Annotated in this window: 23 protein-coding genes; 18 read left to right on the top strand and 5 right to left on the bottom strand. The window is 48.5% G+C overall.

Translation table 11 applies throughout. The annotated features are described in order from the left end of the window. Positions 1 to 33: 33 nt before the first annotated feature. Complete coding sequence (locus tag H583_RS0107215; RefSeq protein ID WP_028559882.1) at positions 34 to 1179, bottom strand: permease; 1146 nt, start codon at positions 1177 to 1179, stop codon at positions 34 to 36. Between the two features lie 237 nt (positions 1180 to 1416). Between H583_RS0107215 and H583_RS0107210 the strand changes: the two genes are divergently transcribed. Then, on the top strand, positions 1417 to 2166 hold the full coding sequence (locus tag H583_RS0107210) for a GntR family transcriptional regulator (protein ID WP_028559881.1): 750 nt from the start codon (positions 1417 to 1419) through the stop codon (positions 2164 to 2166). A gap of 289 nt (positions 2167 to 2455) precedes the next feature. Beyond that, positions 2456 to 3445, top strand: coding sequence for a tryptophan--tRNA ligase (gene trpS, locus H583_RS0107205; protein WP_028559880.1), 990 nt, complete (start codon positions 2456 to 2458; stop codon positions 3443 to 3445). Positions 3446 to 3472: 27 nt separating this feature from the next. On the opposite strand, the gene H583_RS0107200 is transcribed toward trpS, so the two are convergent. Continuing rightward, complete coding sequence (locus H583_RS0107200) at positions 3473 to 3655, bottom strand: DUF5325 family protein (RefSeq protein ID WP_028559879.1); 183 nt, start codon at positions 3653 to 3655, stop codon at positions 3473 to 3475. Between the two features lie 131 nt (positions 3656 to 3786). Here H583_RS0107200 and H583_RS0107195 point away from each other — a divergent pair, with 131 nt between their 5' ends. The 14 genes from H583_RS0107195 to H583_RS0107135 all read left to right on the top strand — a co-directional run bounded on the left by H583_RS0107195 (position 3787) and on the right by H583_RS0107135 (position 18010). Further along, a complete protein-coding gene (locus tag H583_RS0107195; RefSeq protein ID WP_028559878.1) occupies positions 3787 to 4002 on the top strand; it encodes an alpha/beta-type small acid-soluble spore protein in 216 nt (71 codons plus the stop codon). A gap of 305 nt (positions 4003 to 4307) precedes the next feature. Then, complete coding sequence (locus tag H583_RS0107190; RefSeq protein ID WP_028559877.1) at positions 4308 to 4910, top strand: DUF2087 domain-containing protein; 603 nt, start codon at positions 4308 to 4310, stop codon at positions 4908 to 4910. Between the two features lie 104 nt (positions 4911 to 5014). Next, positions 5015 to 6730: a sensor histidine kinase gene (locus H583_RS0107185; RefSeq protein ID WP_081667032.1), complete on the top strand. Its 1716-nt coding sequence runs from the start codon at positions 5015 to 5017 to the stop codon at positions 6728 to 6730. Next, positions 6727 to 7737 carry a response regulator transcription factor gene (locus H583_RS0107180; RefSeq protein WP_028559875.1) on the top strand — a complete coding sequence of 337 codons (1011 nt, stop codon included), beginning with the start codon at positions 6727 to 6729 and terminating at the stop codon, positions 7735 to 7737. Before H583_RS0107185 ends, H583_RS0107180 begins: the two co-directional genes overlap by 4 nt. A gap of 226 nt (positions 7738 to 7963) precedes the next feature. Continuing rightward, a complete protein-coding gene (locus H583_RS0107175; RefSeq protein WP_051236128.1) occupies positions 7964 to 9607 on the top strand; it encodes an extracellular solute-binding protein in 1644 nt (547 codons plus the stop codon). 79 nt (positions 9608 to 9686) lie between these two features. Next, positions 9687 to 10586 carry an ABC transporter permease gene (locus tag H583_RS0107170; protein WP_028559873.1) on the top strand — a complete coding sequence of 300 codons (900 nt, stop codon included), beginning with the start codon at positions 9687 to 9689 and terminating at the stop codon, positions 10584 to 10586. 122 nt (positions 10587 to 10708) lie between these two features. Then, positions 10709 to 11599 (top strand): carbohydrate ABC transporter permease, encoded by an 891-nt coding sequence (locus H583_RS0107165; protein ID WP_028559872.1) that lies wholly within the window; start codon positions 10709 to 10711, stop codon positions 11597 to 11599. A gap of 38 nt (positions 11600 to 11637) precedes the next feature. Further along, positions 11638 to 12948 carry an alpha-glucosidase/alpha-galactosidase gene (gene melA, locus H583_RS0107160; protein WP_028559871.1) on the top strand — a complete coding sequence of 437 codons (1311 nt, stop codon included), beginning with the start codon at positions 11638 to 11640 and terminating at the stop codon, positions 12946 to 12948. A 134-nt stretch (positions 12949 to 13082) separates the two neighbouring features. After that, positions 13083 to 13295: a hypothetical protein gene (locus H583_RS35995; RefSeq protein ID WP_081667031.1), complete on the top strand. Its 213-nt coding sequence runs from the start codon at positions 13083 to 13085 to the stop codon at positions 13293 to 13295. A 72-nt stretch (positions 13296 to 13367) separates the two neighbouring features. Beyond that, positions 13368 to 14276 carry a helix-turn-helix transcriptional regulator gene (locus H583_RS0107155; protein WP_028559870.1) on the top strand — a complete coding sequence of 303 codons (909 nt, stop codon included), beginning with the start codon at positions 13368 to 13370 and terminating at the stop codon, positions 14274 to 14276. A 21-nt stretch (positions 14277 to 14297) separates the two neighbouring features. Next, complete coding sequence (locus H583_RS0107150; protein ID WP_028559869.1) at positions 14298 to 15302, top strand: hypothetical protein; 1005 nt, start codon at positions 14298 to 14300, stop codon at positions 15300 to 15302. Between the two features lie 26 nt (positions 15303 to 15328). Further along, positions 15329 to 16309: a hypothetical protein gene (locus tag H583_RS0107145; protein ID WP_028559868.1), complete on the top strand. Its 981-nt coding sequence runs from the start codon at positions 15329 to 15331 to the stop codon at positions 16307 to 16309. 36 nt (positions 16310 to 16345) lie between these two features. Then, positions 16346 to 16687, top strand: a complete 342-nt coding sequence (locus H583_RS0107140) for a serine hydrolase domain-containing protein (RefSeq protein ID WP_028559867.1) — start codon at positions 16346 to 16348, stop codon at positions 16685 to 16687. Between the two features lie 315 nt (positions 16688 to 17002). Beyond that, positions 17003 to 18010 carry a hypothetical protein gene (locus H583_RS0107135; RefSeq protein WP_028559866.1) on the top strand — a complete coding sequence of 336 codons (1008 nt, stop codon included), beginning with the start codon at positions 17003 to 17005 and terminating at the stop codon, positions 18008 to 18010. A gap of 94 nt (positions 18011 to 18104) precedes the next feature. On the opposite strand, the gene H583_RS0107130 is transcribed toward H583_RS0107135, so the two are convergent. Next, positions 18105 to 19091 carry a metal-dependent hydrolase gene (locus tag H583_RS0107130; RefSeq protein WP_028559865.1) on the bottom strand — a complete coding sequence of 329 codons (987 nt, stop codon included), beginning with the start codon at positions 19089 to 19091 and terminating at the stop codon, positions 18105 to 18107. A gap of 103 nt (positions 19092 to 19194) precedes the next feature. Here H583_RS0107130 and H583_RS0107125 point away from each other — a divergent pair, with 103 nt between their 5' ends. After that, positions 19195 to 19473: a hypothetical protein gene (locus H583_RS0107125; RefSeq protein ID WP_028559864.1), complete on the top strand. Its 279-nt coding sequence runs from the start codon at positions 19195 to 19197 to the stop codon at positions 19471 to 19473. Here the strand turns inward: H583_RS0107125 and gerQ are convergent. Together gerQ and H583_RS0107115 are read right to left on the bottom strand one after the other, a co-directional pair. Then, positions 19470 to 19988: a spore coat protein GerQ gene (gene gerQ, locus H583_RS0107120; RefSeq protein ID WP_028559863.1), complete on the bottom strand. Its 519-nt coding sequence runs from the start codon at positions 19986 to 19988 to the stop codon at positions 19470 to 19472. The two genes, H583_RS0107125 and gerQ, sit on opposite strands and share 4 nt — an antisense overlap. 45 nt (positions 19989 to 20033) lie before the next feature. Then, entirely contained in the window at positions 20034 to 20456 is a 423-nt protein-coding gene (locus H583_RS0107115) for a cell wall hydrolase (RefSeq protein WP_028559862.1), read from the bottom strand. A gap of 285 nt (positions 20457 to 20741) precedes the next feature. Between H583_RS0107115 and cyoE the strand changes: the two genes are divergently transcribed. After that, entirely contained in the window at positions 20742 to 21599 is an 858-nt protein-coding gene (gene cyoE / locus H583_RS0107110; protein ID WP_028559861.1) for a heme o synthase, read from the top strand. The last annotated feature ends 25 nt before the right edge of the window (positions 21600 to 21624 follow it).

Below are 21624 nucleotides of genomic sequence, written 5' to 3'. Positions count from 1 at the left end.
CCTTTCTGCATTTTTATAGGTTCGGAACAAGCACTAGAAGAAGAAATATTGAAACAGATAAGACCCCGCAAGCACCAGCACAAAGGTCAGTACGATAATCCAGAGTACAATTCTGGCCCGGAATACAGAAAACAGCATTAAGGTGTTCTTCAGGTCAATCATCGCTCCGAATACGAGGAAAGCCAACAGCGAGCCTGCATTAAAGGTCCCGCTAAATGATGAGGCCACGAAGGCGTCAGAGGTTGAACAGATCGATAAAATAAAGGCAAACCCCATCATGAACAGATTCGATAATACCGGATGGTCGCCGATACCGATCAATGTTTCCCGGCTAAGGCTCACTTGAATGAATGCCGTAAGAAGAGCGCCGAACAACAAATATTTTCCCATCTCAAAAAATTCATCCGACGCGTGAGCCAGTATCGATGCAAACCGGCTGCGTCGGGTTGAGCCGTTACGATGGTGCTCATCATGTGAATGTTGGCCTGTACCATGATGATGATGATCTGAATGCGCAGGGTGATGATGTGAAGATATGTATGCATGTTCATGTTGAGAGCGGGTACCATGTGAATGTCCAGGATGATGTCCGTGATGGTCATGATCATGGTTATGGTATTCATGATGCACATGTGCATCTTTTAGCGGACTTCTGCGCATAAACCTGTAAAGCAGCAGTCCGATGATTACCGTTACTGCAAAGGCCAGTCCCATCCGGGAATAGGCGATCTGGGGCTGAGACCGGAAGGCGGTATAAGTGGATGTATACACGATTGGGTTGAGGATAGGGCCAGCCAAAATAAATACGATACCAATATAGGCAGGCATTCCTTTGCGGATCAGTCTGCGTACGACAGGAATCATCCCGCACTCGCACAGCGGAAATAAAATGCCCAGCAAGCTGCCGAACAAGATGCCGCCGATCGGGTTTTTCGGCGTAAGCCGCTGAATCATTTTGTCAGATACAAATACCTGGAGCAGTGAGGATGCAAGTACGCCAAGCAGAATAAACGGGAAGGCTTCAAGAATAAGGCTGATAAACATGATCTTGAAGGACTGCAGCGAGGACACGTCCAATCCGAGGAGGCTGATATCCCGGTTCATAATAATAAGCAGCATCAAACCCATGCAGACGAGCGTAACCAGAGGCGTTGCCCAGCGAAGCGCGACGGTTGACAAGCGAACCCCTTCTTTCTTGTAATAATTACTGTAAAGATTACGATTATTATAGCTTATGCTTGTTCAACTGCATATAGGACTGGTTTTTAACAAAGTCACCGGGCAAAATAAACTTATCAAGACGTCTTGACATGTTCAGAGAAGCGATGCTTAAATAAGCCTGGGCATTCAGAACAGGCAAAATACAGAGAGAAGAGTGCAATTGCCGTTCAATATGGATCAAGGTAAGGTGAAATCATGCTGGATTATATTAGATTGGACAAGGATAGCCCGATTCCGTTGTATTATCAGTTGAAGGAAATGATCAAGGCTGAAATCAGCAGCGGCCGACTCTCGCCTGGCGATCTTATTCCGTCAGAGAGGGAACTGGTGGAGCTAAGCCAGATCAGCCGTCCGACGGTTAGACAAGCTATTAGCGAGCTTGTAAGTGAAGGGCTGCTGATCAAGGAGAAGGGAAAAGGCACATTCGTCGCCAAGCCCAAAATTGATCAGTGGTTTTTGCAGCATTTATTCAGCTTCTCCAAAGAGATGGAATTGAAAGGTTTGAAGCCTTCCACAAACGTTATCAGACTTGAGATCGTAAAAACACAAGGTGAGCTTGCGGAGATTTTTGAAGACCCGCAGACTGAACTATTCCGCCTCGAGCGTGTACGTTACGCGGACGGGCAGCCTGTCGTTGTCGTAACGAGCTACATCCCCTGCAGTCTTGCACCTGGTCTTATGTCAGATGATCTGGAACATACCTCTTTATATGAACTGCTGGAAACGAAATACGGACTTGAGATCAGCCATGCGAGCCGGGTTCTTGAAGCTGTGAATGTGTCGGCGGAAGATATTAAGCTGCTGGGGACAGAACCGAAAGCTGCCGTCCATCTGATCAGGACAACTGCATATTTGGACAATAATGAACCTTTCGAATATTCGATTGCGCGCTATCGCGGCGACAACAACAGCTTCACCGTCAACTTGAAATACCGCAGAGCTTGACAATTTGGCCGGAGCAGTTATAATGTTGGACAACGGCAATGACAGGAATAAGTAGGCATAGTATTTCCAATGCATGCAGAGAGCCGGCGGATGCTGCGAGCCGGTGCAGAGGACTATTGCTGAATGGGGCCTTGAGCTGAGATGATATTCTCCGGGCGCTTCACGTTATGAAGCATAAAGGCTTGCTTGGGGTTTGTCCAAATGCAGGCGAATAAGGGTGGCACCACGGTCTCTCGTCCCTTGCGAGAGGCCTTTTTTGTGTTTAAAAAATTGGAGGGGTTGATAGCGAATGAAACGGGTATTATCGGGTATTCAACCGAGCGGGCAGCTGACGCTGGGCAATTACATCGGAGCGATGCAAAATTTTGTGAAGCTGCAAAAGGATCATGAGTGCTTCTTTATGATCGTCGATATGCATGCGATTACGGTCCCGCAGGAGCCGCAGGCGCTGCGCGAGCAGTCGGAAGCGGTAGCAGCGCTCTTTATTGCAGCAGGTATTGATCCTGCCAAGGCGAGCGTATTTATGCAGTCCCATGTCCGGGCGCATGCGGAGCTTGGCTGGTTGTTTACCACGCTGTCCTACATGGGCGAGCTGGAGAGAATGACACAATTCAAAGATAAATCAGCAGGCAAAGAATCTGTCGGTACAGGTTTGTTCGTGTACCCGACGCTTATGGCTGCCGACATTTTGATTTATAATGCGGATCTTGTGCCTGTAGGCGACGACCAGCGGCAGCATTTGGAGCTGACAAGAGATTTGGCGCAGCGCTTTAACAGCCGTTACGGCGATTACTTCACCATGCCGGAGACGTATACACCGAAGATAGGGGCCCGGATTATGTCTTTGGATGATGCCAGCAAAAAAATGAGCAAAAGCAATCCGAATCCGGCCAGCTATATTGCACTGCTCGATTCTCCTGATGTTATTCGCAAGAAGATTAGCCGCGCGACGACAGACTCCGGCCGCGAGGTCAAGTTTGATCCGGCGGAGAAGCCGGAAGTCAGCAATTTGATGAGCATCTATTCTCATTGCTCCGGATTGTCAATTGAAGAGATTGAGGCCCGCTATGAGGGACAGGGCTATGGAGCATTCAAGAAGGAACTGGCCGAGCATGTCGTCTCTGTCATTGAACCTTTGCAGGCCCGTTACCAGGAGATCAGAAGCTCCGGTGAACTGCACGACATTTTGCGCAGCGGTGCAGAAAAAGCAGCGGCAGTTGCAGACCAGACTGTACTTGATGTGAAGGAACGGATGGGTTTTGTATTGCCGAAACAATAGCCAAGGAAGCTTGCAAGAGCCACAGCATTAGTGCTGCGGCTCTTGTTTGCGTCTAGAGCGGGCTTTTACAACGAATCCTGCTCCAATACTTGAAATGGTCAGGAAGAAGAATAACAGGGCAAGCCAACTGTTGATGCTTAGGGAAACAGCCGTTGCACCCATCAAAATTACCGATCCGATGGCAAAAAGAAGCGAGAGGGGTTTGGACATTAAAATCTCTCCTCAAAAAAAATTTCAAAGTTTTTGTTTTTAGCAAGCATATTCTTTCTTCGTCCGAACCATAATAAGTTTGCAAGCTTGCATCACAATATTTTGTAGAGGACGAAGGGAGAAATTCAACCATGTCAAACCGCAGCAGCAACACCTTGGTAGTACCTCAAGCAACTCAAGCTCTGAACCAACTGAAATACGAGGCAGCTCAAGAACTGGGTATCCAAATTCCAGCAGACGGTTATTATGGTAATGTTGCTACTCGTGATGCAGGTTCTCTTGGTGGTTACATCACAAGAAAGCTTGTACAAATCGCTGAACAGCAACTGGCGGGCCAATCCCGTTAAGTAAAAGCCATATAATCAGAGCTCTTGGCAATGACGGTTCCTTTTCCGAATGAGGAGGGACCGATTATTGCATAACAAGCTTTGATCTTGTTAAAAGCGTACCACTGCGCCTTTCTTTCCGTCAAGGAAGAAGCGGGCGACAGTACAGAAAACTCCGTTCCTTAACCGGGACGGAGTTTTTTTTGTTTTCTAAATTTATGAGGAAGGCGGATAACACTTGACTTTGAAGATTGATTTCTATATTATGTAATTTAAATTACATCTAATTAGATGAATGCTAAATCAAATGAAAGAAGGTGTTTCTTATGCAATTGGATAAGGTGGTCAATTACCACAAAGCGTTGGCAGACGCTACCCGGATTCGAATATTAATTTTGCTGGCGGACGGCGAGTTGAATGGACAGGTTCTTGCTGAGAAGCTTGGCGTAACCCCTGCCACAATTACGCACCATGCGTCGAAGCTCCGGGAAGCGAGCCTGATTAATGAGCGCCGGGTAAAAAATACGATTTATTTTTCCCTGAATCATTACTTCCTGTCCAGCAGTGCCACGGCTGCCAGTGAACTGATTTACAGGCAACATAAAGGAGGAGGAGCAGATATAATGCAGGAAGAGCATCTGCGGATTCAGCAATCGGTCATTAAAAATTTTTATACGGCGGAAGGCAGGCTGAAAAGCATTCCATCCCAGCTTAAGAAGAAGCTTATCGTGCTGTCGCACATGGCATCCAGGCTGGAGAAGGGACGCAAGTACAGCGAGAAGGATATCAATACGTTTATCAAGCAGTTCCATGAAGACTTCGCCACGATCAGACGGGAATTCATTATGCATCAGTTCATGTTCAGAGAACAGGAGATCTACGAGCTTAACCCGGTTGAAATGTGGGCCAAATGGGAGACGCTTGGATGAGGCTGGCCTGGGCTGTTCACCTGTACATGGAATCTTATTCCTCTGCACCTCTTGTTGTACAAATGTGATATGATACGATTAAAACGCAACCATCAGGTGAATTTATGGCAAACTGGCGAAAGAAGAGGCCTTGGATAGAGCTTCGGCCCGCAACCTTGAAGGTCAGGCTGGCCCTGACATTAATTATAGCTTCTGCCGTGCCGATTGTACTGGTCGGCTACGTTTCCTACTACTGGATGTATATGGTGCAGATTGACCGGAATAGTGAAGATATCCTTAATCAAGTTCACAATGTCGCACAGGATTTGGAGAATCGGATTGATGAGCTGGGACGTTCCTCCCAATTGCTTGTCGTGGAGGGTGGGATCGGCAGAGAGCTGATTCACTATTTGGAGAGCGGGAGCAGCCTTGATCGCACCTTCATGTATCAGGATTTGATGCAATCGACTGCGAATATCGGATTTGCAAATCCGGGGATCAATGTATTTTTCTACTATGCGCCTGAGTACAAGGAGCCGGTGCTGTTTCCCAATGTTCCGCTTGCTGAAAATCCGTCCGTTATCGGGAGGCAGCCAGAATTATTTGTCAAAAAGCTGCTCTCTTATCACGGCCCGCATCCTTCATTGAACGGACAGCCGCATTCATTGGTCGTATCCCTGCTTCGACAGATGGAGTATAGCGGGGAGATGCCGATTTATATTTATATTGAACGCGATGTCTCGGATATTTTGCAATCATCTCCCCATCAATGGGTGATTCATAATGACAAAGACGAGATTGTCTATAGTGATTTGGAAGCCTTTCCAATCGGGCAGAAGTTTGAAGCGGAAACACAGGGTTACCAGATTTTTAATACGGAAGGCAGCAATCCGTGGGGTCTGCACCGGGTAATCCCGGATCAGCAATATTTCCATGTCATCAACAAGTGGAAATGGCAGTTCCTTATTATTGCTTTTGTATCTCTGCTGGTAGGGGCGCTGCTTGCGTGGGTTATATGGAAAATGATCTATAGTCCGATCCGGCTTATTAACCGTGAAATCCGCAAATACAGCTACGGCGAACTAAATACGCCGCCTCCTGCTCCGACAGGATTGCAGGAGTTCGACCATGTACTGGGCAGCTTCCAGCATATGAAAGAACGTATTGCGATGCTGATTACGGATGTGGAGGAGAAGGAGAAGCGCAGGGGACAGCTTGAAGTGGAGAAGCTGCTGGTACAAATTAATCCGCATTTTATCCATAACACACTCAATACCATTCAATGGATTGCCCGCATGAACGGGCAGCAGGATATTGCGCGTCTGGTCTCTATTTTCACCCGGATTCTGCATTATAATTTGGGCAAGAAAAGCATTATCGTCACCGTGCGCGAGGAAGCTGCGGCGATCCGGGATTACATCGAGCTGCAAAGCATTCGCTATGATCATCCGTTCAAGGTCGATGTGGAAGTGGACCCGTCCACAATGGATATCCAGATTCCGCGCTTCATCCTGCAGCCGCTGGTGGAAAATGCGATGTACCACGGCGGTCAGGATGATGATATGCAAATTAGCGTCCGCATTGACAAGCTCGATAATGGGGTATCGCTTCGCGTCCAGGATAACGGAGACGGTATGGGTGAAGAGCGGCTGAATGAGCTGTTCCGGCAGGAGGATATCCGCAAAAGCGGGCTGGGCATCGGGCTAAGCTACGTGAAGAAAATGCTGGACACCTATTATGACGAAACAGCGGCACTGCATATTAACAGCTCGTCAGGCCAGGGGACTGAGATTTTCATCCGGCTCCCGGAGCAGCTTAAGGAGGGGAGGGAGGAAGCATGATTGATGCACTTATTGTCGATGATGAAAGCCTGGCCCGCAAAGGTATGCGTACCTTATTCCCTTGGGATCAGCACGGATTTCGGATTGTCGGCGAAGCCTCCAGTGGCGACAAGGCCTTGGCCCATATCAAGGAGAATCCGGTACATTTGGTCATTACCGACATTACAATGCCCAGAATGTCGGGTCTTGAACTGATGAAGGAGCTTCAAATAGTTGCCCCTGCGATTAAAGTTGTCGTTGTTACCTGCCATCAGGATTTTGACTACATCCAGGACGCTTTGAGACTTGGAGCCATTGATTATATTGTGAAAACACAACTGGAGGATCAAAATCTGGATGAAGTCTTGGCCCGCATTGCGAAGCGGGTACGCTCCTCTTCAGGAGAAGCCGCATTAATAACGCAGGATCAGCCGCATGAAAGCGATGATCTCTGCAAGCTTGGGCCCGGACTGCTTTGGGTCGTGGATGACCAGCTTTATCGCAGATTGGCGGACTCTCTTGCAGGCGGGCAGTTGCAACTTCGCTCCAAGCTTGCTGAATATCTGGCAGGCTGGGAGAAGTATGTCGGTGAATTTCCGCTTTGGGCGGAGCAAAGCCACAAGCTGGAGCATGCATCTCCAGTTGATTGGCTCGAAGATACACGCAAGGAGCTGCAAAAATGGCTGCGGAAATCGGCCTATTCCGAAGAAATGATCTACGGCATTGTCCGCTCTTTGGAGCTCATTCACAAATCACGTGAAGAAGACCTGTCTCAAGCTGTTATTTGCCGGCAGGTAAATATTAGCAAGAGCTATTTCAGCAAAGCTTTCAAGGATATCGTTGGTGTCTCCTTCATTCATTATATTCAGCAGGTTTATATGGAGCTGGCGAAGGAGTGGCTGATTGAAACCAATCATCCGGTCTATTGGATTGCCGAGCGCTGCGGATTTTCCGATACCCGTTATTTCAGCAAAGTGTTCCGTGAGCATACGGGCATGCTGCCAAGCGAATACCGGAGCCGTTCCTGATGCGGGGCGGCTTTTTTGAGTGGAAAGAGCACGGAATGTAATGATGAACGACATACAACAACCAGTATGATTTTTTTCCGCAAGAAGTGTAATTTTAATCGTCCCCCAGGCTTCAGCAGAAAAAATTCCTACCATTCGAGCGTTTTTCTCACTCTCGGCCTGTTCAGAACCATTGATATAATGAGCCTGTAAGCTAGATAACATGATCCATGAGGGGGAACATGCAATGAAGAAGCTGGCTATGGTATGTGCAGTCAGTCTGCTTGCCTTATCACTAGGCGCTTGCAGCAAAGGAGAGAATCAGGCGCCCCAAGACGGGACGAAGCCGCCGGAGAGCGTCGTAACCTCCGGACCGCTGGATAAATACGACCCGCCGATTGAAGTAACAGCTGTCCGTCCTATTAATGAAGGAACGACCTTCAAGGAAGGCGAGAGCATCGAGAGCAACAATTGGTCCAAAGCCTATGAAGACATGCTGGGGATAAAAATTAAATACAACTGGACAATCGCCCAGTCCCAGTACGGACAGAAGCTGAATATCTCGATTGCCTCCGATGATCTCCCGGATATATTTCAAGTGACGCCTGCCCAGCTCAAGAAGCTGGTGGAGGATGACCAACTGGAGGATTTGACAGCGCTTTACGAGAGCTATGCGTCTCCGTTTACGAAAAAGCTTCTGTCTCAGGATGGCGGCAATGCACTGCAATCGACCCGGTTTGACGGAAAGATGATGGCTTTGCCAAAGATGGGATCGGGAATCGGCCAGTCCCATGTGCTGTGGGTCCGTACAGATTGGCTGCAAAAGCTGAATTTGCCGGAACCGAAGACAATGGAGGATTTTCTGAAAATTGCCGAAGCATTCACCACTCAGGACCCGGACGGGAACAAGGTGAATGATACCGTTGGCCTTGGCGTCAACCGTGATTTATGGGGATTTTTTGCGGCATTGGAGGGTTACTTTAACGGGTTCCATGCTTACCCGAATACATGGGTGAAGAATGATGCAGGGGAGCTGGTCTACGGCAGCATCCAGCCTCGGATGAAGCAGGCGCTCCAAACATTGCAGGAGATGTTCAAGTCCGGCCAGATTAGCAAGGAGTACGGCACACGGGATGCGACCAAGGTCAAAGAGGATGCGAATGCAGGCAAGGTCGGCATGCTGTACGGCTATTTCTGGAACGGCGGCTGGCTGCAGGATGGCAAGCTGCATAACCCGGACGCGGAGTGGACACCGTATGCGCTGCCGTCTGTTGATCAGGAGGCTGCCAAAGCGCAGGTTCCGTTTGCCATTAATACCTACTATGTCGTGAAGAAGGGTGCGAAGCAACCGGAAGCGGCGATCAAAATGCTGAATCTTGTGCTGGAAAAAAGCTATGGTGAGACCGCAGAGCCAGGTAAATACAACGTAGATCCCGACGGACATTCGATTTTTGAGTATGCGCTGCTGTATGGCGAGGCTCCGCTCAAAAATCTCGATGCCCACCAGCATGTAATCGAAGCTTTGAAAAACAACGATACGTCCGCTCTAAATGAGGAAGAGAAGGGGTATTATGAGGGTGTATCCGCTGCCCAAAAAGGAGACAACAGCTTCTGGGGCATCAGCAAAATGTATGGTCCAGGCGGTTCGCTCGGCGTATTAAGCGATTATGTCGCCAATCAGAAGGTAATGGATAACCAGTTTTACGGTGCTCCAACGCAAGCTATGGTCGATAAAGACGGGACCTTGCAAAAAATGCAGCTGGAGACGTTCACCAGCATTATTATGGGCGAGTCAATCGACAAGTTCGATCAATTCGTTGATAGCTGGAAGAAGCTCGGGGGCGATCAGATGACCAAGGAAGTCAATGCGTGGTATCAGTCGCAACAGTAACAAAGGGTTGATCAGCGGCCGGGGCGGGCCAGAGAATTGTCAGCTTAGGTCCCCGGCCTCGTAATGATGGAGGTTCCACATGATAAAGCTCAAGTTCAGAAATGAACATATCTTTCACCTGCTGCTGCTGCCCGGCGTTATTTTAGTCCTGATCTACAACTATATACCGATGGCGGGCATTGTAATGGCCTTCAAGCGGTTTTCACCCTCCAAGGGAATGTTCGGATCGCCATGGGCAGGCTGGGATCATTTCGTCTATATGCTCAGTATGCCTAATATTTATCAGGTGCTGTGGAATACGATTTTTATTTCCGCAATGAAAATTATAGCGCTGGCGGTCGTTCCGGTCGTATTTGCCCTCTTGCTGAATGAAGTGAAGAACCGGCTCATCAAGCGCTCTGTGCAGACGATCGTCTATTTTCCCCATTTTCTTTCATGGATTATTCTGGGCGGTATTTTTATCGATATTTTATCACCGTCCGAGGGCATTGTGAATCGGCTGCTTCAATCAATCGGCATTGAACCCGTCTACTTCCTGGGGGACAAAAGCTGGTTTCCCTTCACGCTGGTCGGGACGGAAATATGGAAGGAATTTGGCTACGGAATGATTGTCTATCTTGCGGCGCTGGCGGGTGTTGATCCTTCTTTGTACGAATCGGCAGTTATGGATGGGGCCGGACGCTGGAAGCAGACACTTCATATTACATTGCCTAACCTGGTCCCGATGATGGTTTTGATGACGATATTAAGCCTTGGCAATGTGTTGAATGCAGGGTTCGACCAGGTGTTCAATCTGTACAGCCCGCAGGTATACGTGTCAGGCGATATTATTGATACGCTGGTGTACCGGATCGGCGTTCAGGATGCTCAGTACGAGGTTGCTACAGCCGTTGGCTTATTCAAATCTGTAGTATCGCTGCTTCTTCTGAGCGGGTCGTATGCGCTCGCTTACCGGTATACCGATTACCGTATTTTTTAGAAAAGTTCCGGTACGATGTAATAGTTCAAATTGCTCCGATGAATCTTTTTATTTTTGCGTGAACGAAGCTGCGACTGCGTGAAATGCGGTCTCAGCCGTTACACTTGAAGGATTGTGATCAGATGACCGCATTTCGTAAATCTTCTTCCGGCAGAAAAGCTTTTGTCATTTTCAATTACATGGTGCTGATTGGAGCAGCGCTTGCCTGTCTGCTCCCAATCGTGAACATTCTGGCGATATCCTTCAGCTCCAGCTCTGCCGTGGGTTCGGGAGCGGTAAGGCTGTGGCCTGTCGGTTTTAATGTCGATTCGTACAAATATGTACTCGGCAAGCCGGAGTTTATAACCTCCTTCCTGATCTCGGTCAAGCGGGTGCTGGTCGGTGTTCCGCTCAATATGCTGCTTACCATATGTATTGCATACCCGTTATCCAAGGATAAGGCGCAGTTCAAGTGGCGGAGCTTGTATGTGTGGTTCTTCATCATGACGATGCTGTTCAGCGGCGGACTGATTCCATGGTATATGACAATCAAGGCGACGGGGCTTATCGACAGCTTTTGGGCGCTCATCTTACCAGGGGCTGTGCCCATCTTCAATGTGATTCTGCTGCTTAATTTTTTTCGCTCACTGCCAAAGGAGATTGAAGAGGCGGCGGTGATAGATGGCGCGAATGTTTGGACAGCCTTATGGAAGATTGCGGTCCCGCTATCAGCTCCGGCGATTGCGACCTTGGTGCTGTTTTGTATCGTGACCCATTGGAATTCATGGTTTGAAGGGCTCATGCTTATGAATAATCCTGATAACTACCCGCTGCAAAGCTACTTGCAGACCGTCATTGTCAACCGGGACATGACGCTGGCAACCTCGGCGGATTGGCGTTCGATGATGAATATTTCCGACCGGACGACAAAGGCGGCCCAGGTGTTTGTCGCAACTGTGCCCGTGCTGCTTGTCTACCCGTTCTTGCAGAAATATTTTGCGGAAGGCATCGTCCTTGGCAGCGTCAAGGGATAATCAAACAAACCAACAACTAGTAGAAAGCGGTGGAATAGATGTCCGTTAAAATCGTATTTATTGGGGCAGGCAGTATTATTTTCGTGAAAAATTTGATTGGGGATTGTCTGCTGACACCCGGCTTGCATGACGCGCATATTGCACTGCTGGATATCGATAAGGAAAAGCTCAGGCTGTCCGAGATGATGCTGAACCAGTTAAATAACAATATTAATGAAGGAAGAGCAACAATCAAGGCTTATGACAACCAGCGTGAAGCGCTTCAGGATGCGGATTTTGTTATCAATGCGATTATGGTTGGGAAGTATGATCCGCAGGTGATTCAGGACTTTGAAATTCCGTTGAAATACGGACTGAAACAGACCTATGCGGATACGTTGGGCATGGGCGGGATTATGCGGGGACTTCGGACGATTCCGGTCATGATGGATATTGCCAGAGAGATGGAGGAGGTATGCCCGGACGCATGGCTGCTGAACTATACGAATCCAATGGCAATCGTCACCGGTGCCATCCAGCGGGAGACATCGATCAAGACCGTAGGATTATGCCACAGTGTGCAAATTTGTGTACCTGATTTGCTGCAGGGGCTGGGAATGGATTCAAGTGGCGTCAAGTCCAAAATTGCCGGCATTAATCACCAGGCTTGGCTGCTGGAGGTGCATCGTGACGGTGTGAACCTGTATCCGGAAATTAAACGCCGGGCACTTGAGCGCACAGAGCCGCATGATGACCGGGTGCGCTATGAGATGATGAAGCAATTTGGCTATTATGTCACGGAGTCGACACAGCATACGGCGGAATATGTGCCTTATTTTATTAAGAATGCCTATCCGGAACTGTTGGACCGGTTCGGTATTCAGACTCTGATGTACCGTGACTGGGGAAAATCCCAGCAGGACTATTGGAATCAGGCGAAGGAGGAGCTGATCCACAACACAGGCTTGACCCATCAACGGACGCATGAATATGCTTCCTATATTATAGAAGCGATGGTGTGGGACAAAGTATACAAGATTGGCGCCAATGTCCTGAACCGCAATTATATTACCAACCTTCCCAATGACGTCTGTGTAGAGGTACCTTGTCTGGTGGACGGCAGCGGCATTACGCCTTGTCATGTCGGCGAGCTTCCTCAGCAGCTTGCGGCCCTCAACCGGACGAACATTAATCCGCAAATTCTGACCATTGAAGCTGCTCTCAAGGGAGACAGGGAAGGGGTCTGCCATGCAGCGATGCTTGATCCGCACACTTCTGCCGAGTTGTCCCTGGACGATATTCGTTCCATGTGCAATGAGCTGCTGGATGCCAACAAGGCTTACTTGCCTCAGTTTCAATTTCATGGCTGAGCCGTATTTTGAATGGGAAATGGCAGCTGCGAAAGAAAAATTATAAACTGAATTTTACATGTGGTAGGACATTATATGTCCTACCATTTGTTTTATAATGAGGGCGACTATACAGAAATGAGGGGTTAACCAATATGGCAAAAACAAAAAGAGGCCGCGCCCTGTGGACACTTCCGTCACGTGGAAGAGGCACATGTCCGATTTGCTCAAGTACTAGAATCAAGCTTCTATACAGCAGAATGAATGCAGACGGCCAGACGATCAAGGTATGCAAAAAATGCAGTAAAGTAACCCAGGAGAAAATTGACGGGATTGTTGTGCATTCCACATCTGGACAATCGCAATAAAACGGTTGCGTCACCTGCGGCTTCAATGTTGTAATGGAAAGAAACGGATTTAATTGAAGGGAGAAGCGGGCGATGAGCAACATGCATCGTATCGGGTGGTTCGATCAGCAGATACGGGCGGCCAAATACCCGAATGCCGGGCATTTGGCCCGGGAATTCGAGATATCGAGGCGGCAGGCAGCCCGGGATATTGAATATATGGAGATGTCGCTGCGCGCTCCCTTAAACTATGTGGCGAAAAACAGAGGCTACTGCTATCTGGATGAAACCTTTATATTGCCTTACATCTACATGACAGACGAAGAGAAAAAGGTGCTCAAATATCTCGCGCACCGGTACCGCCAATACAGCTACGACAATGCGGAGCCTGTCAGACGTATTGCCCGGCTGCTCGACCGGTTTGCGGAAGGGGATGGCGGCGATAACCGGGAGCTTGCCCGTTTGCCAATGTTTGATGCGGACCCGAGAATTGTTCAAACTATGCAACTGCTCTCTCATGCCATTTCAGACGGATTAACCGTTCATCTAAGATATAAAGATCCTGAAGGAGAGCGTCAGTTTCATGTGGCACCCTTCCGTTTCGTTTCGCGTTATCATGCAGATTATGTCCTGGTATATGAGGCTGGCTATGATCGCCCGTTCAGTCTGAGACTCGACGGAATTGACCAGTTATCCATTGGTGAGGCTGCTGGCACGGTTGGTGAATTTAAACCGGATGCTGAGGACCATCTTCCATTAAGGCAGCCTTTTGTCGCCAAGGTGAAGCTGCTGGATAGACTGGAGGGAACAAGCTGGAGAGGCTATCCGGCACGTAGCGTCGGGAGGATGGTTTATGAGGTCGACTTCCATGACACAGATAGCTTTTTGCAGCATCTTCTGGTTGCAGGCTGGGAGGAGCTGCTTGCCCCGAGATGGCTGCGTGAGAAGCTGCGAAGCAAATGTACAGAAATACTGGATCGTACAAAAGAATCAACATCATGATCAGGAATAGGAGGGACAGCGATGCCACCTTCCGGTTACAAGCTGCTTGATCTGACAATGAAGCGGCAATCCAAGTCGTTCACTGACAGTCTGTATGCTATATTGACGGCGGCCGGTTTGTATGATGGACCGTTGTACAGACTATCCGGACTTACCGGCATGGCCTTCAAATTTACCGTCCATGAACGGCTCTTGCCGATGTCAGTCTCCGCCTATGGGCAATGGGTTGCCGAGCACAAGCCGGTTGCCGATAACCTGGGACTGCTTACTGTTATTGACGGGACGAGGACAAGATTGCCCACCTTCCGCTATTATCAGCAGGATGCAATAGGCTGGATCAAGGACAGTCTGGATAGGGGCCAGGGTGTCATTTACTGGATACCCGAATTTGGTGTTATCCATGGCTATGATGATGAGGATCGGGTGTTTTACTACAAAGACGGCTGGTCGGATGAAAACGGGATTGTGTTGTATGATAATTTGGGTCTTAATTTTACAGGCTTTTTTTACGCCCAGTCTTTCGGAAGCAAGGTGGATATCCCTTATGAATCGATGCTGCTTGAATCGTTTCGTCTTGCCATCCATGACTGGGACACCCCTCATAAAACACTGCCCAATACAGACGTTGCATCGGGCAAGCTGGCCTATACATTTTTCATTCGCGGGCTCGACAGCGGGGATTATGATGAAGGCGGAGCCGCTTACATACTGGAATCCTATCTGGAGTCCAGAAAGGAAATCCGCCTTTATTTGCGTGAAGCAAAAGGGATATGGCCGGAATCAGGTGAAGCATTCGAGCTGTATGACCAGTTGGCTGCCCTTATCCCGGATATGGAATCCTGTATGACCAAGATAAATGGAGAGAGACAGATCGACAAGCAGAAAATTGCCGGATTAACCGGCCGTCTTCATAAGATGCAAGCGATTGAGGATCAGGCAATGGGGGTGCTGCGCGGCTTGTCTGCCCGGTATCCTGATCCGAAGCGGACCACATTGCCCAGATGGGGCATACATACCCCGAAATAAACACGAAGGCTGCAGGGAGGGGTTGCATGAGGGTTATTCTTGAAGGCCTGTCCATGGCAATCGAAACAGAATCTTACATCGATGCCATGCATGCTGTATTGACTCATAGCGGGTGGATTTCCTGCTCGAAGCCGATGCTCGCATGCATGACCGCATCGGCTTTTCGTTTTGTTATTCACCGCCGCTTGCCAGAGGAATCACATACGGCTTATAACTGGATGGCGGAGCATTTTTTGGCTGCGGATTTTATTGGGATAATGACCTCTCAGGGCGCTGGCTTTAGTTTCGACGCCACCTTCCCTCTATATCAAAAAGAAGCGATTAACCAGATTAAACACTTTATCAACACAGGTACCGGAGCAGTTATCTGGCATGATCGGTTTGTTGTGGCGGCAGGCTATGATGATGAACTGGAGGCGTTGCTTATTTCAGACGGCACGGGGGCAGAGCTGAAGCTGCTGAGCTATACATCCTTCGGCTGCAATTCAACGCCTTACTGGTTTTATCAAATCTTTGAGCATCGGATCACCCTGGACCCGGTGGAAATTTACAAAGAGTCGCTTGTCCAGTGTGTCCACCGTTGGGAGTCCCATGACCCGATGCTGCCGGAGGCAGACTACGGCTGCGGGAGCGCAGGGTATGAAGCATTGTCGGAAGCGCTTGAGCACATCGGTCACAGTTCTGCCGCTCTTCGTGAAACGCTTCGCTGCTACACTGCGGCCAAGCGGAATATCCGGGATTACATGAAGGGACTTGTCGAATACTGGCCGGCGTTGTGCGAGGTGGCTGATTATTATCTTGCTGTCACAGCGGGCTTTGACGAGGCGCTGCAGAAGCTGGACGCTGCAGCTGCAGATCAGAACATGAGTCTGGATCAGAGAACAAAAGAAGAGCTGCAAGCGCTATTTGCTGCTGCAAAAGCATCCGAGGAGCAGGCAGTAGAGGTTCTGCGCCTTGTCATACGCGAAACGCTGTCGATTCGTGCCCATGATATTGCATTAAGGTAAACTTAAAGGCATAATGGCCTTTGGGGGTGGAAATATATGGAGTGGAATCAAAATGAAGTAAATGAGTTAACCCGTTATACACAGCAGATTCAGGAGCAGATCAAGGCTTCCGCAGCAGCTTTATGCATTATGAAGGATAATCGGATTGTGCATGAATGGTACAACGGCTATCATCATTTTCACAAGGGAGCGCGAACCGTCGATAACAGTCCCCAGTTTAATGTATACTCCACGAGATCCACTTATATTGGAATGGCGGTCGCATTTGCAATCTATGACGGATATATTTCCAGTCTGGATACACAGCTTCACCGCTATTTGCCGGATGCGGACCCGGATAAACGGCTTTTTGCATTGAAATTGTCTGATTTAATTTGAAATAATTTGAGAAGACAAGGGATGGTCATAAACTCGGCAAAATTCTACAATTGCTTGCAAAATTTAAAACAATTATATAAATACACAAGGAGAATTAGGAGTATTTATTCATTTCAAAAAAAAGGATTTTTACATATAATTTACAATATAAGTATATATGTGTGTGCTGGCTATGCACCGGAATATTCAGACAGATTCATCCGGTTTATGGCTTCAACATAGTATTGGCTTCTTGGGATTAGGCACGAATACGATTGAGAGGGGAGGGCAGAGAAGACAGAAATAAAAAAAAATTATGCCAGGAGGTAATATATAGTGAGAAAGCTTGCTTCAATTGCAATTGTTATGATCTTGGTCTTTTCTACTTCTGTATTTGCCGAGGAAAATAAAAACGATAATTTCTTCATTTCCCCGGAGCTTGGGGCTGCAGAACGGGAAATTATCGGGGACATTATGCAAACCTTGCCGGAATCGGACAGAGAGAATGTCATTTATTTTGCTCCGGACGGTGAAGTTTATGCCAACAAGCCGGAATTGAAGGAGAATGTAGAAAAAGCAGAATATGTGGGCGATGGCGTATACGCCTGGGAAAATGGCGAGACTTTTGTATTGCCTGAAGCACAAGCGGAAGATCAATCTCAAGCATTCGTATCTGACATTTCCATATTGAATTACTCTTGCTCCGGCAACACGGGGCCTTACCGCAGAGTATTCTCGAATCCAGGATATTCTTATTACGAAGGCAGAGTATATTTGCCGGCTGCTGCAGAAGTTAACGACCAAAGTCAGCCGGGAGGCAATTCTACATCCTATATTTATACCGGGGGAAGAAATGGTACTGAGGTTGACGCTGGCTTCCAGTATGGAAAAACGAATCAGGATTGGGCATTTTTCAATAGTCCTGCAGGACAGGGACGCACGTCTGGTTCCCGTTACAAGTCCGGTCAAACGGTTACACTGAAATTTTATGTAACCCAGGACAATCAGGTTGCCGTATCGACTACCGGAATCAAAATGAACAGCACGACAGTTACTACGGAGACACTTGTGGCAAATGCACCGGGGTGGAAGCTAAACGGGACGGGCAACATTCTTAAACGGATTACGTCTATCGGTCAAATTGGGGGCAACAACTTTAATTCAGGAGCGTATTTGAGGAATGTTCAGTGGAGCAGCTCCAAGATTGGAACAACAGCTGCCAATGCACAGCAGTGGCTTGCAAGCCAAACAGGCGGTTACTGCTCCTTTCCGAATAGCTCAATAGTCAGTTCGGACTATGTCAATGCAGGACAAGAGAAGGTATCCATTAATATCCCTAACTAAAGTTCATTTATGATAAACAAGGCAAGCATGCGGCGCTATAACAGCCCGCTATGCTTGCCTGTTTCTGTGTCAGACTGAATCAGGTCAGCCTGATTTAATACGTATTCATCCGCAATCTCTTCTCCAGCCGTTCATCACTCAGCCAGCCTACATAAGAGGCAAGGGTTTTGTAATCCTTGTCCATCAGCAGGGTAGCCATGAATGGATACTGCTGGCGGTGGCGGTAGCGGACATCGGCCCATCGCACCTCGAAGCCCCAGGGATGTTCTTTGACCTCCGCGCAGGCAAAGGCCGTCAAGTATAAAAATGCCTGTACGGAAGGATCGCTTTTCGACTGATGAACGGCAGGGTGTGCAGAGCATCTGGCATGGTCAACCCATTTTAGGATGCCCTTGTTGACATTGCCGATCGCAAAGCTGTTATCCTGAAGCACCTTGATCAAATTCCAACGCTGCAGCGAAATAGTGGGGATCAGAATATAGGATTCACCGCGCTGGTGCTCGGGATCAAGCTTGGGCAGCTCATCCATAAGCCTGCGCTGTGCCGAAGTCCGCCAGATAAAATAAACAACAAGGCCCGCATATAGCAAAGGGAATATAATCTGGGGTGCGGCGCCAAAAATAGCCCATAGCAGCAATGCGATAATATGTGAAGCAAAAATAACCGGATCAAAGATGTGAATAATATTCCACGAAATCCATTTGTCTGAGAAAGGGCGCATAGCCTGCGTGCCATAGGCATTGAACAGATCAGTCACCACATGCAGGACAACTGCAAGCAGTACCCAGCCAAGCACATGAAGCCATGGCAGAGTGCCCTTATAGAGCAATTGCAGAATGACAGTAATGAGTACGGTCCAGATTGCAATCGCCGGAATGGAATGCGTGACTCCGCGGTGATTTTTAATATAAGCGGCATTGCTCTTAATTCGGAGCAGCCCGTCCAGATCCGGGGCCTGGGAGCCGATAATTGTGCCAGCCATAACGGCAGTAAATACGGCGGGACTTGAAGATACAGCCGGATCGATCATCGCCAGACCGCCCAGTCCAAGACCCATGACAAGATGTGTACCTGAATCCATGTAGCTGCAGCCTCCTTCTTGTCCATAATCATGGTACAATGAACAGCGTATCTTCAGTATTTTCAATTCGGGCAAGGATTATGAGAAGGGAAGGGAGAGGCTGATGTATATTTGTTTCGTGGAGTATAAGATTGATGAAGAATATATGGAGACGTACAGGGCTTTTATGAAGGAGAAACAGGAAGCCCACAGCAACATGCATATATATGAAGGAACAGATCAGCCGGGGCTGTTTGTGGAACTTTGGCAGGCGGCATCGGAAGCGGAAGCGCAACGCATAAAGGAAGAACGCTGCAACGAACGTTCTTCCTTCATGGCTGCCCGGGATTGGATATCAGGTGGCTCCTCCAGACTGCATGCCTGGGTGTTCAAGCCTTTTTAATTTTGAGGAGCAGCAGCCGTTGTGGAGATCGGGGTTTGGTTGGTCACGACGCCGCCCTGGAACGGATATTGATAATTAATGGGCTCATCAAATGTAATGTAGTTCAAGTTGATAGTCAGCAGCAAATACCGCATGCCCGTTGTCGGATCGGCCAAAATGATGTGATCGCGTCCGGCTGCCAAAATGACACCTTTGAAAATTTTGGCATTCCATTCGCGGTTGTTTTCATACGTCATATAGACAGTCGCAACTTTGCCGCGGTTCAAGCGCAAAATATTCTCAACATAAGACTCCTCAACAGCAGGCAGGGTTACGACAGTTCCGCCGGAAGGCGTGACCATTGCTCCGCTCGGGACGAGTGGAGGAGCGGAGGCTTGAACCGGGGCCGCGCCCATTTGCGGGGATACTGCAGTGTTCGACGGAAAAGGCATCGCCATCGGATAATAACCTCCCGGATAGGATTGCTGCTGCGGCCAGCCCCCTTGTACATTGCGGAACGGATATGCATTAGTCATTTTTCTTTTCCTCACTTTCTAATCTGTAAGTATAGGTTGGAAAACTTAATATACGTTTGGACAATCGTCACCGCTTGGCGCAAAAAAGCAGTGTGCTTTATAGCGGCCTGTATTGCTCTGGTCATACCACGTGTCCGGGCAATCCCCTGCCGGTCTGAAAAACCAGAGCGCATTCGACGCCGGATACTGCCGTTCGCCATTAATGACACGCCGGGCAAGCTGGACATCCCTGTCACGGGCCGGCTGGTAGAAGTATCCTTTCTGTGTCGCCTCAAAGCCTCCGGGATTTTGGTATACCATATTCTCGAGATTGCGAATATTCCGAAAGTCCAGACAATTGCCTAATACCCGGTTCACACCGACATTGCCGACCATCAGCATCCCTAATTCCCCTTCGCCTTCAGCCTCTGCACGCATCAGCCGGGCGAGCAATTTGACCTGCTCTGAATTGGTCTGAATAACCGCCATAGCTTTCCTCCTTACCTTCATTCATGATGTGCTTCCCTTTTCGGTTAGGCGAATGACTACAGTGCTATTGTATGAACTGTTTTCCAAATGGTTCCATTGCAGAGAAAGTTCTTGCAACATTCGTCAAGCTGTAACAAGGAGTAAGGCAAAATGATGAACAAGAAGGACGAACATTGTCAAAGACTTGTTTTTTCGGTATGATTAAGTACGTTCAAAGACGTGCGGCTTAGTAATGGGGGGGCCGTTTATGTTAATAAATGCATATTTACTAGGAGGCTCGTCGCTGTGCTGAAGGATTTTATAGCGTTGACGAAGCCGCGAATCATTCGGTTGAATTTGATTGCGGGCTTCGGCGGCTTTTGGGTGGCATCCAAATGGGATATCGACTGGCTGCTGCTTCTTTACATGCTAATCGGGTCCGGTCTTACGATGGCATCCTCTTGTGTCATCAACAACTATTGGGACCGGGAAATGGATCAAAAGATGGAACGTACCCGCGACCGTGCCACTGCGGCAGGCCGTATTAGCCCGAATGTTGTGCTCTGGTACGGCATTATCCTAGGTATTGCAGGAGTCATTATTTTGTTCACGCTCGTCAATCCGTTAACAGGATGGCTCGGGCTGACCGGCATGTTTGTTTATATTGTTATTTATACGATGTGGCTGAAGCGCACTTCTACCTGGAGCACATCCATCGGTGGTGTATCCGGTGCCATGCCGCCTGTAATCGGCTATTGTGCGGTAACGAATACGGTTGATGCCGGGGCATTCATTTTGTTTGCACTGCTTTTCTTGTGGCAGCCGCCGCATTTCTGGTCGCTTTCTATCCGCCGTGTAGAGGAATACCGTGCCGCAGGCTTCCCACTGCTGCCTGTCGTCAAAGGCATTGGCCGGACCAAGCTTCAGATGATTCCTTATGTACTGCTGCTGATTCCGTCAGGGCTTGCGTTGTTTTATTTTGGACATGTCGGGATGGTCTATCTGATCATTACGCTGCTGTTAGGCGCGGTCTGGTTTATTCATACGCTCCTCGGCATGAATGCACCAGATACAGAAAAATGGGCCAAGACTAATTTCATCATCTCCATTAATTACCTGATGGTTACTTTTTTGGTCATGGTATTAAATACCTCTTGGACATAAGTTAAGTGAAGGGGGCTTGTAACAG

The organism is Paenibacillus pinihumi DSM 23905 = JCM 16419, assembly GCF_000422505.1.
GTDB lineage: Bacteria > Bacillota > Bacilli > Paenibacillales > Paenibacillaceae > Paenibacillus_D > Paenibacillus_D pinihumi.
This window is presented reverse-complemented; position numbering and strand designations above follow the sequence as displayed.

What these genes read in the sequence shown, in the direction of transcription:
- H583_RS0107210 (WP_028559881.1), top strand. Translation starts at nt 1,417, where the DNA reads ATGCTGGATTATATTAGATTGGACAAGGATAGCCCGATTCCGTTGTAT.
- trpS (WP_028559880.1), top strand. Translation starts at nt 2,456, where the DNA reads ATGAAACGGGTATTATCGGGTATTCAACCGAGCGGGCAGCTGACGCTG.
- H583_RS0107200 (WP_028559879.1), bottom strand. Translation starts at nt 3,655, where the DNA reads ATGTCCAAACCCCTCTCGCTTCTTTTTGCCATCGGATCGGTAATTTTG.
- H583_RS0107195 (WP_028559878.1), top strand. Translation starts at nt 3,787, where the DNA reads ATGTCAAACCGCAGCAGCAACACCTTGGTAGTACCTCAAGCAACTCAA.
- H583_RS0107190 (WP_028559877.1), top strand. Translation starts at nt 4,308, where the DNA reads ATGCAATTGGATAAGGTGGTCAATTACCACAAAGCGTTGGCAGACGCT.
- H583_RS0107185 (WP_081667032.1), top strand. Translation starts at nt 5,015, where the DNA reads ATGGCAAACTGGCGAAAGAAGAGGCCTTGGATAGAGCTTCGGCCCGCA.
- H583_RS0107180 (WP_028559875.1), top strand. Translation starts at nt 6,727, where the DNA reads ATGATTGATGCACTTATTGTCGATGATGAAAGCCTGGCCCGCAAAGGT.
- H583_RS0107175 (WP_051236128.1), top strand. Translation starts at nt 7,964, where the DNA reads ATGAAGAAGCTGGCTATGGTATGTGCAGTCAGTCTGCTTGCCTTATCA.
- H583_RS0107170 (WP_028559873.1), top strand. Translation starts at nt 9,687, where the DNA reads ATGATAAAGCTCAAGTTCAGAAATGAACATATCTTTCACCTGCTGCTG.
- H583_RS0107165 (WP_028559872.1), top strand. Translation starts at nt 10,709, where the DNA reads ATGACCGCATTTCGTAAATCTTCTTCCGGCAGAAAAGCTTTTGTCATT.
- melA (WP_028559871.1), top strand. Translation starts at nt 11,638, where the DNA reads ATGTCCGTTAAAATCGTATTTATTGGGGCAGGCAGTATTATTTTCGTG.
- H583_RS35995 (WP_081667031.1), top strand. Translation starts at nt 13,083, where the DNA reads ATGGCAAAAACAAAAAGAGGCCGCGCCCTGTGGACACTTCCGTCACGT.
- H583_RS0107155 (WP_028559870.1), top strand. Translation starts at nt 13,368, where the DNA reads ATGAGCAACATGCATCGTATCGGGTGGTTCGATCAGCAGATACGGGCG.
- H583_RS0107150 (WP_028559869.1), top strand. Translation starts at nt 14,298, where the DNA reads ATGCCACCTTCCGGTTACAAGCTGCTTGATCTGACAATGAAGCGGCAA.
- H583_RS0107145 (WP_028559868.1), top strand. Translation starts at nt 15,329, where the DNA reads ATGAGGGTTATTCTTGAAGGCCTGTCCATGGCAATCGAAACAGAATCT.
- H583_RS0107140 (WP_028559867.1), top strand. Translation starts at nt 16,346, where the DNA reads ATGGAGTGGAATCAAAATGAAGTAAATGAGTTAACCCGTTATACACAG.
- H583_RS0107130 (WP_028559865.1), bottom strand. Translation starts at nt 19,091, where the DNA reads ATGGATTCAGGTACACATCTTGTCATGGGTCTTGGACTGGGCGGTCTG.
- H583_RS0107125 (WP_028559864.1), top strand. Translation starts at nt 19,195, where the DNA reads ATGTATATTTGTTTCGTGGAGTATAAGATTGATGAAGAATATATGGAG.
- gerQ (WP_028559863.1), bottom strand. Translation starts at nt 19,988, where the DNA reads ATGACTAATGCATATCCGTTCCGCAATGTACAAGGGGGCTGGCCGCAG.
- H583_RS0107115 (WP_028559862.1), bottom strand. Translation starts at nt 20,456, where the DNA reads ATGGCGGTTATTCAGACCAATTCAGAGCAGGTCAAATTGCTCGCCCGG.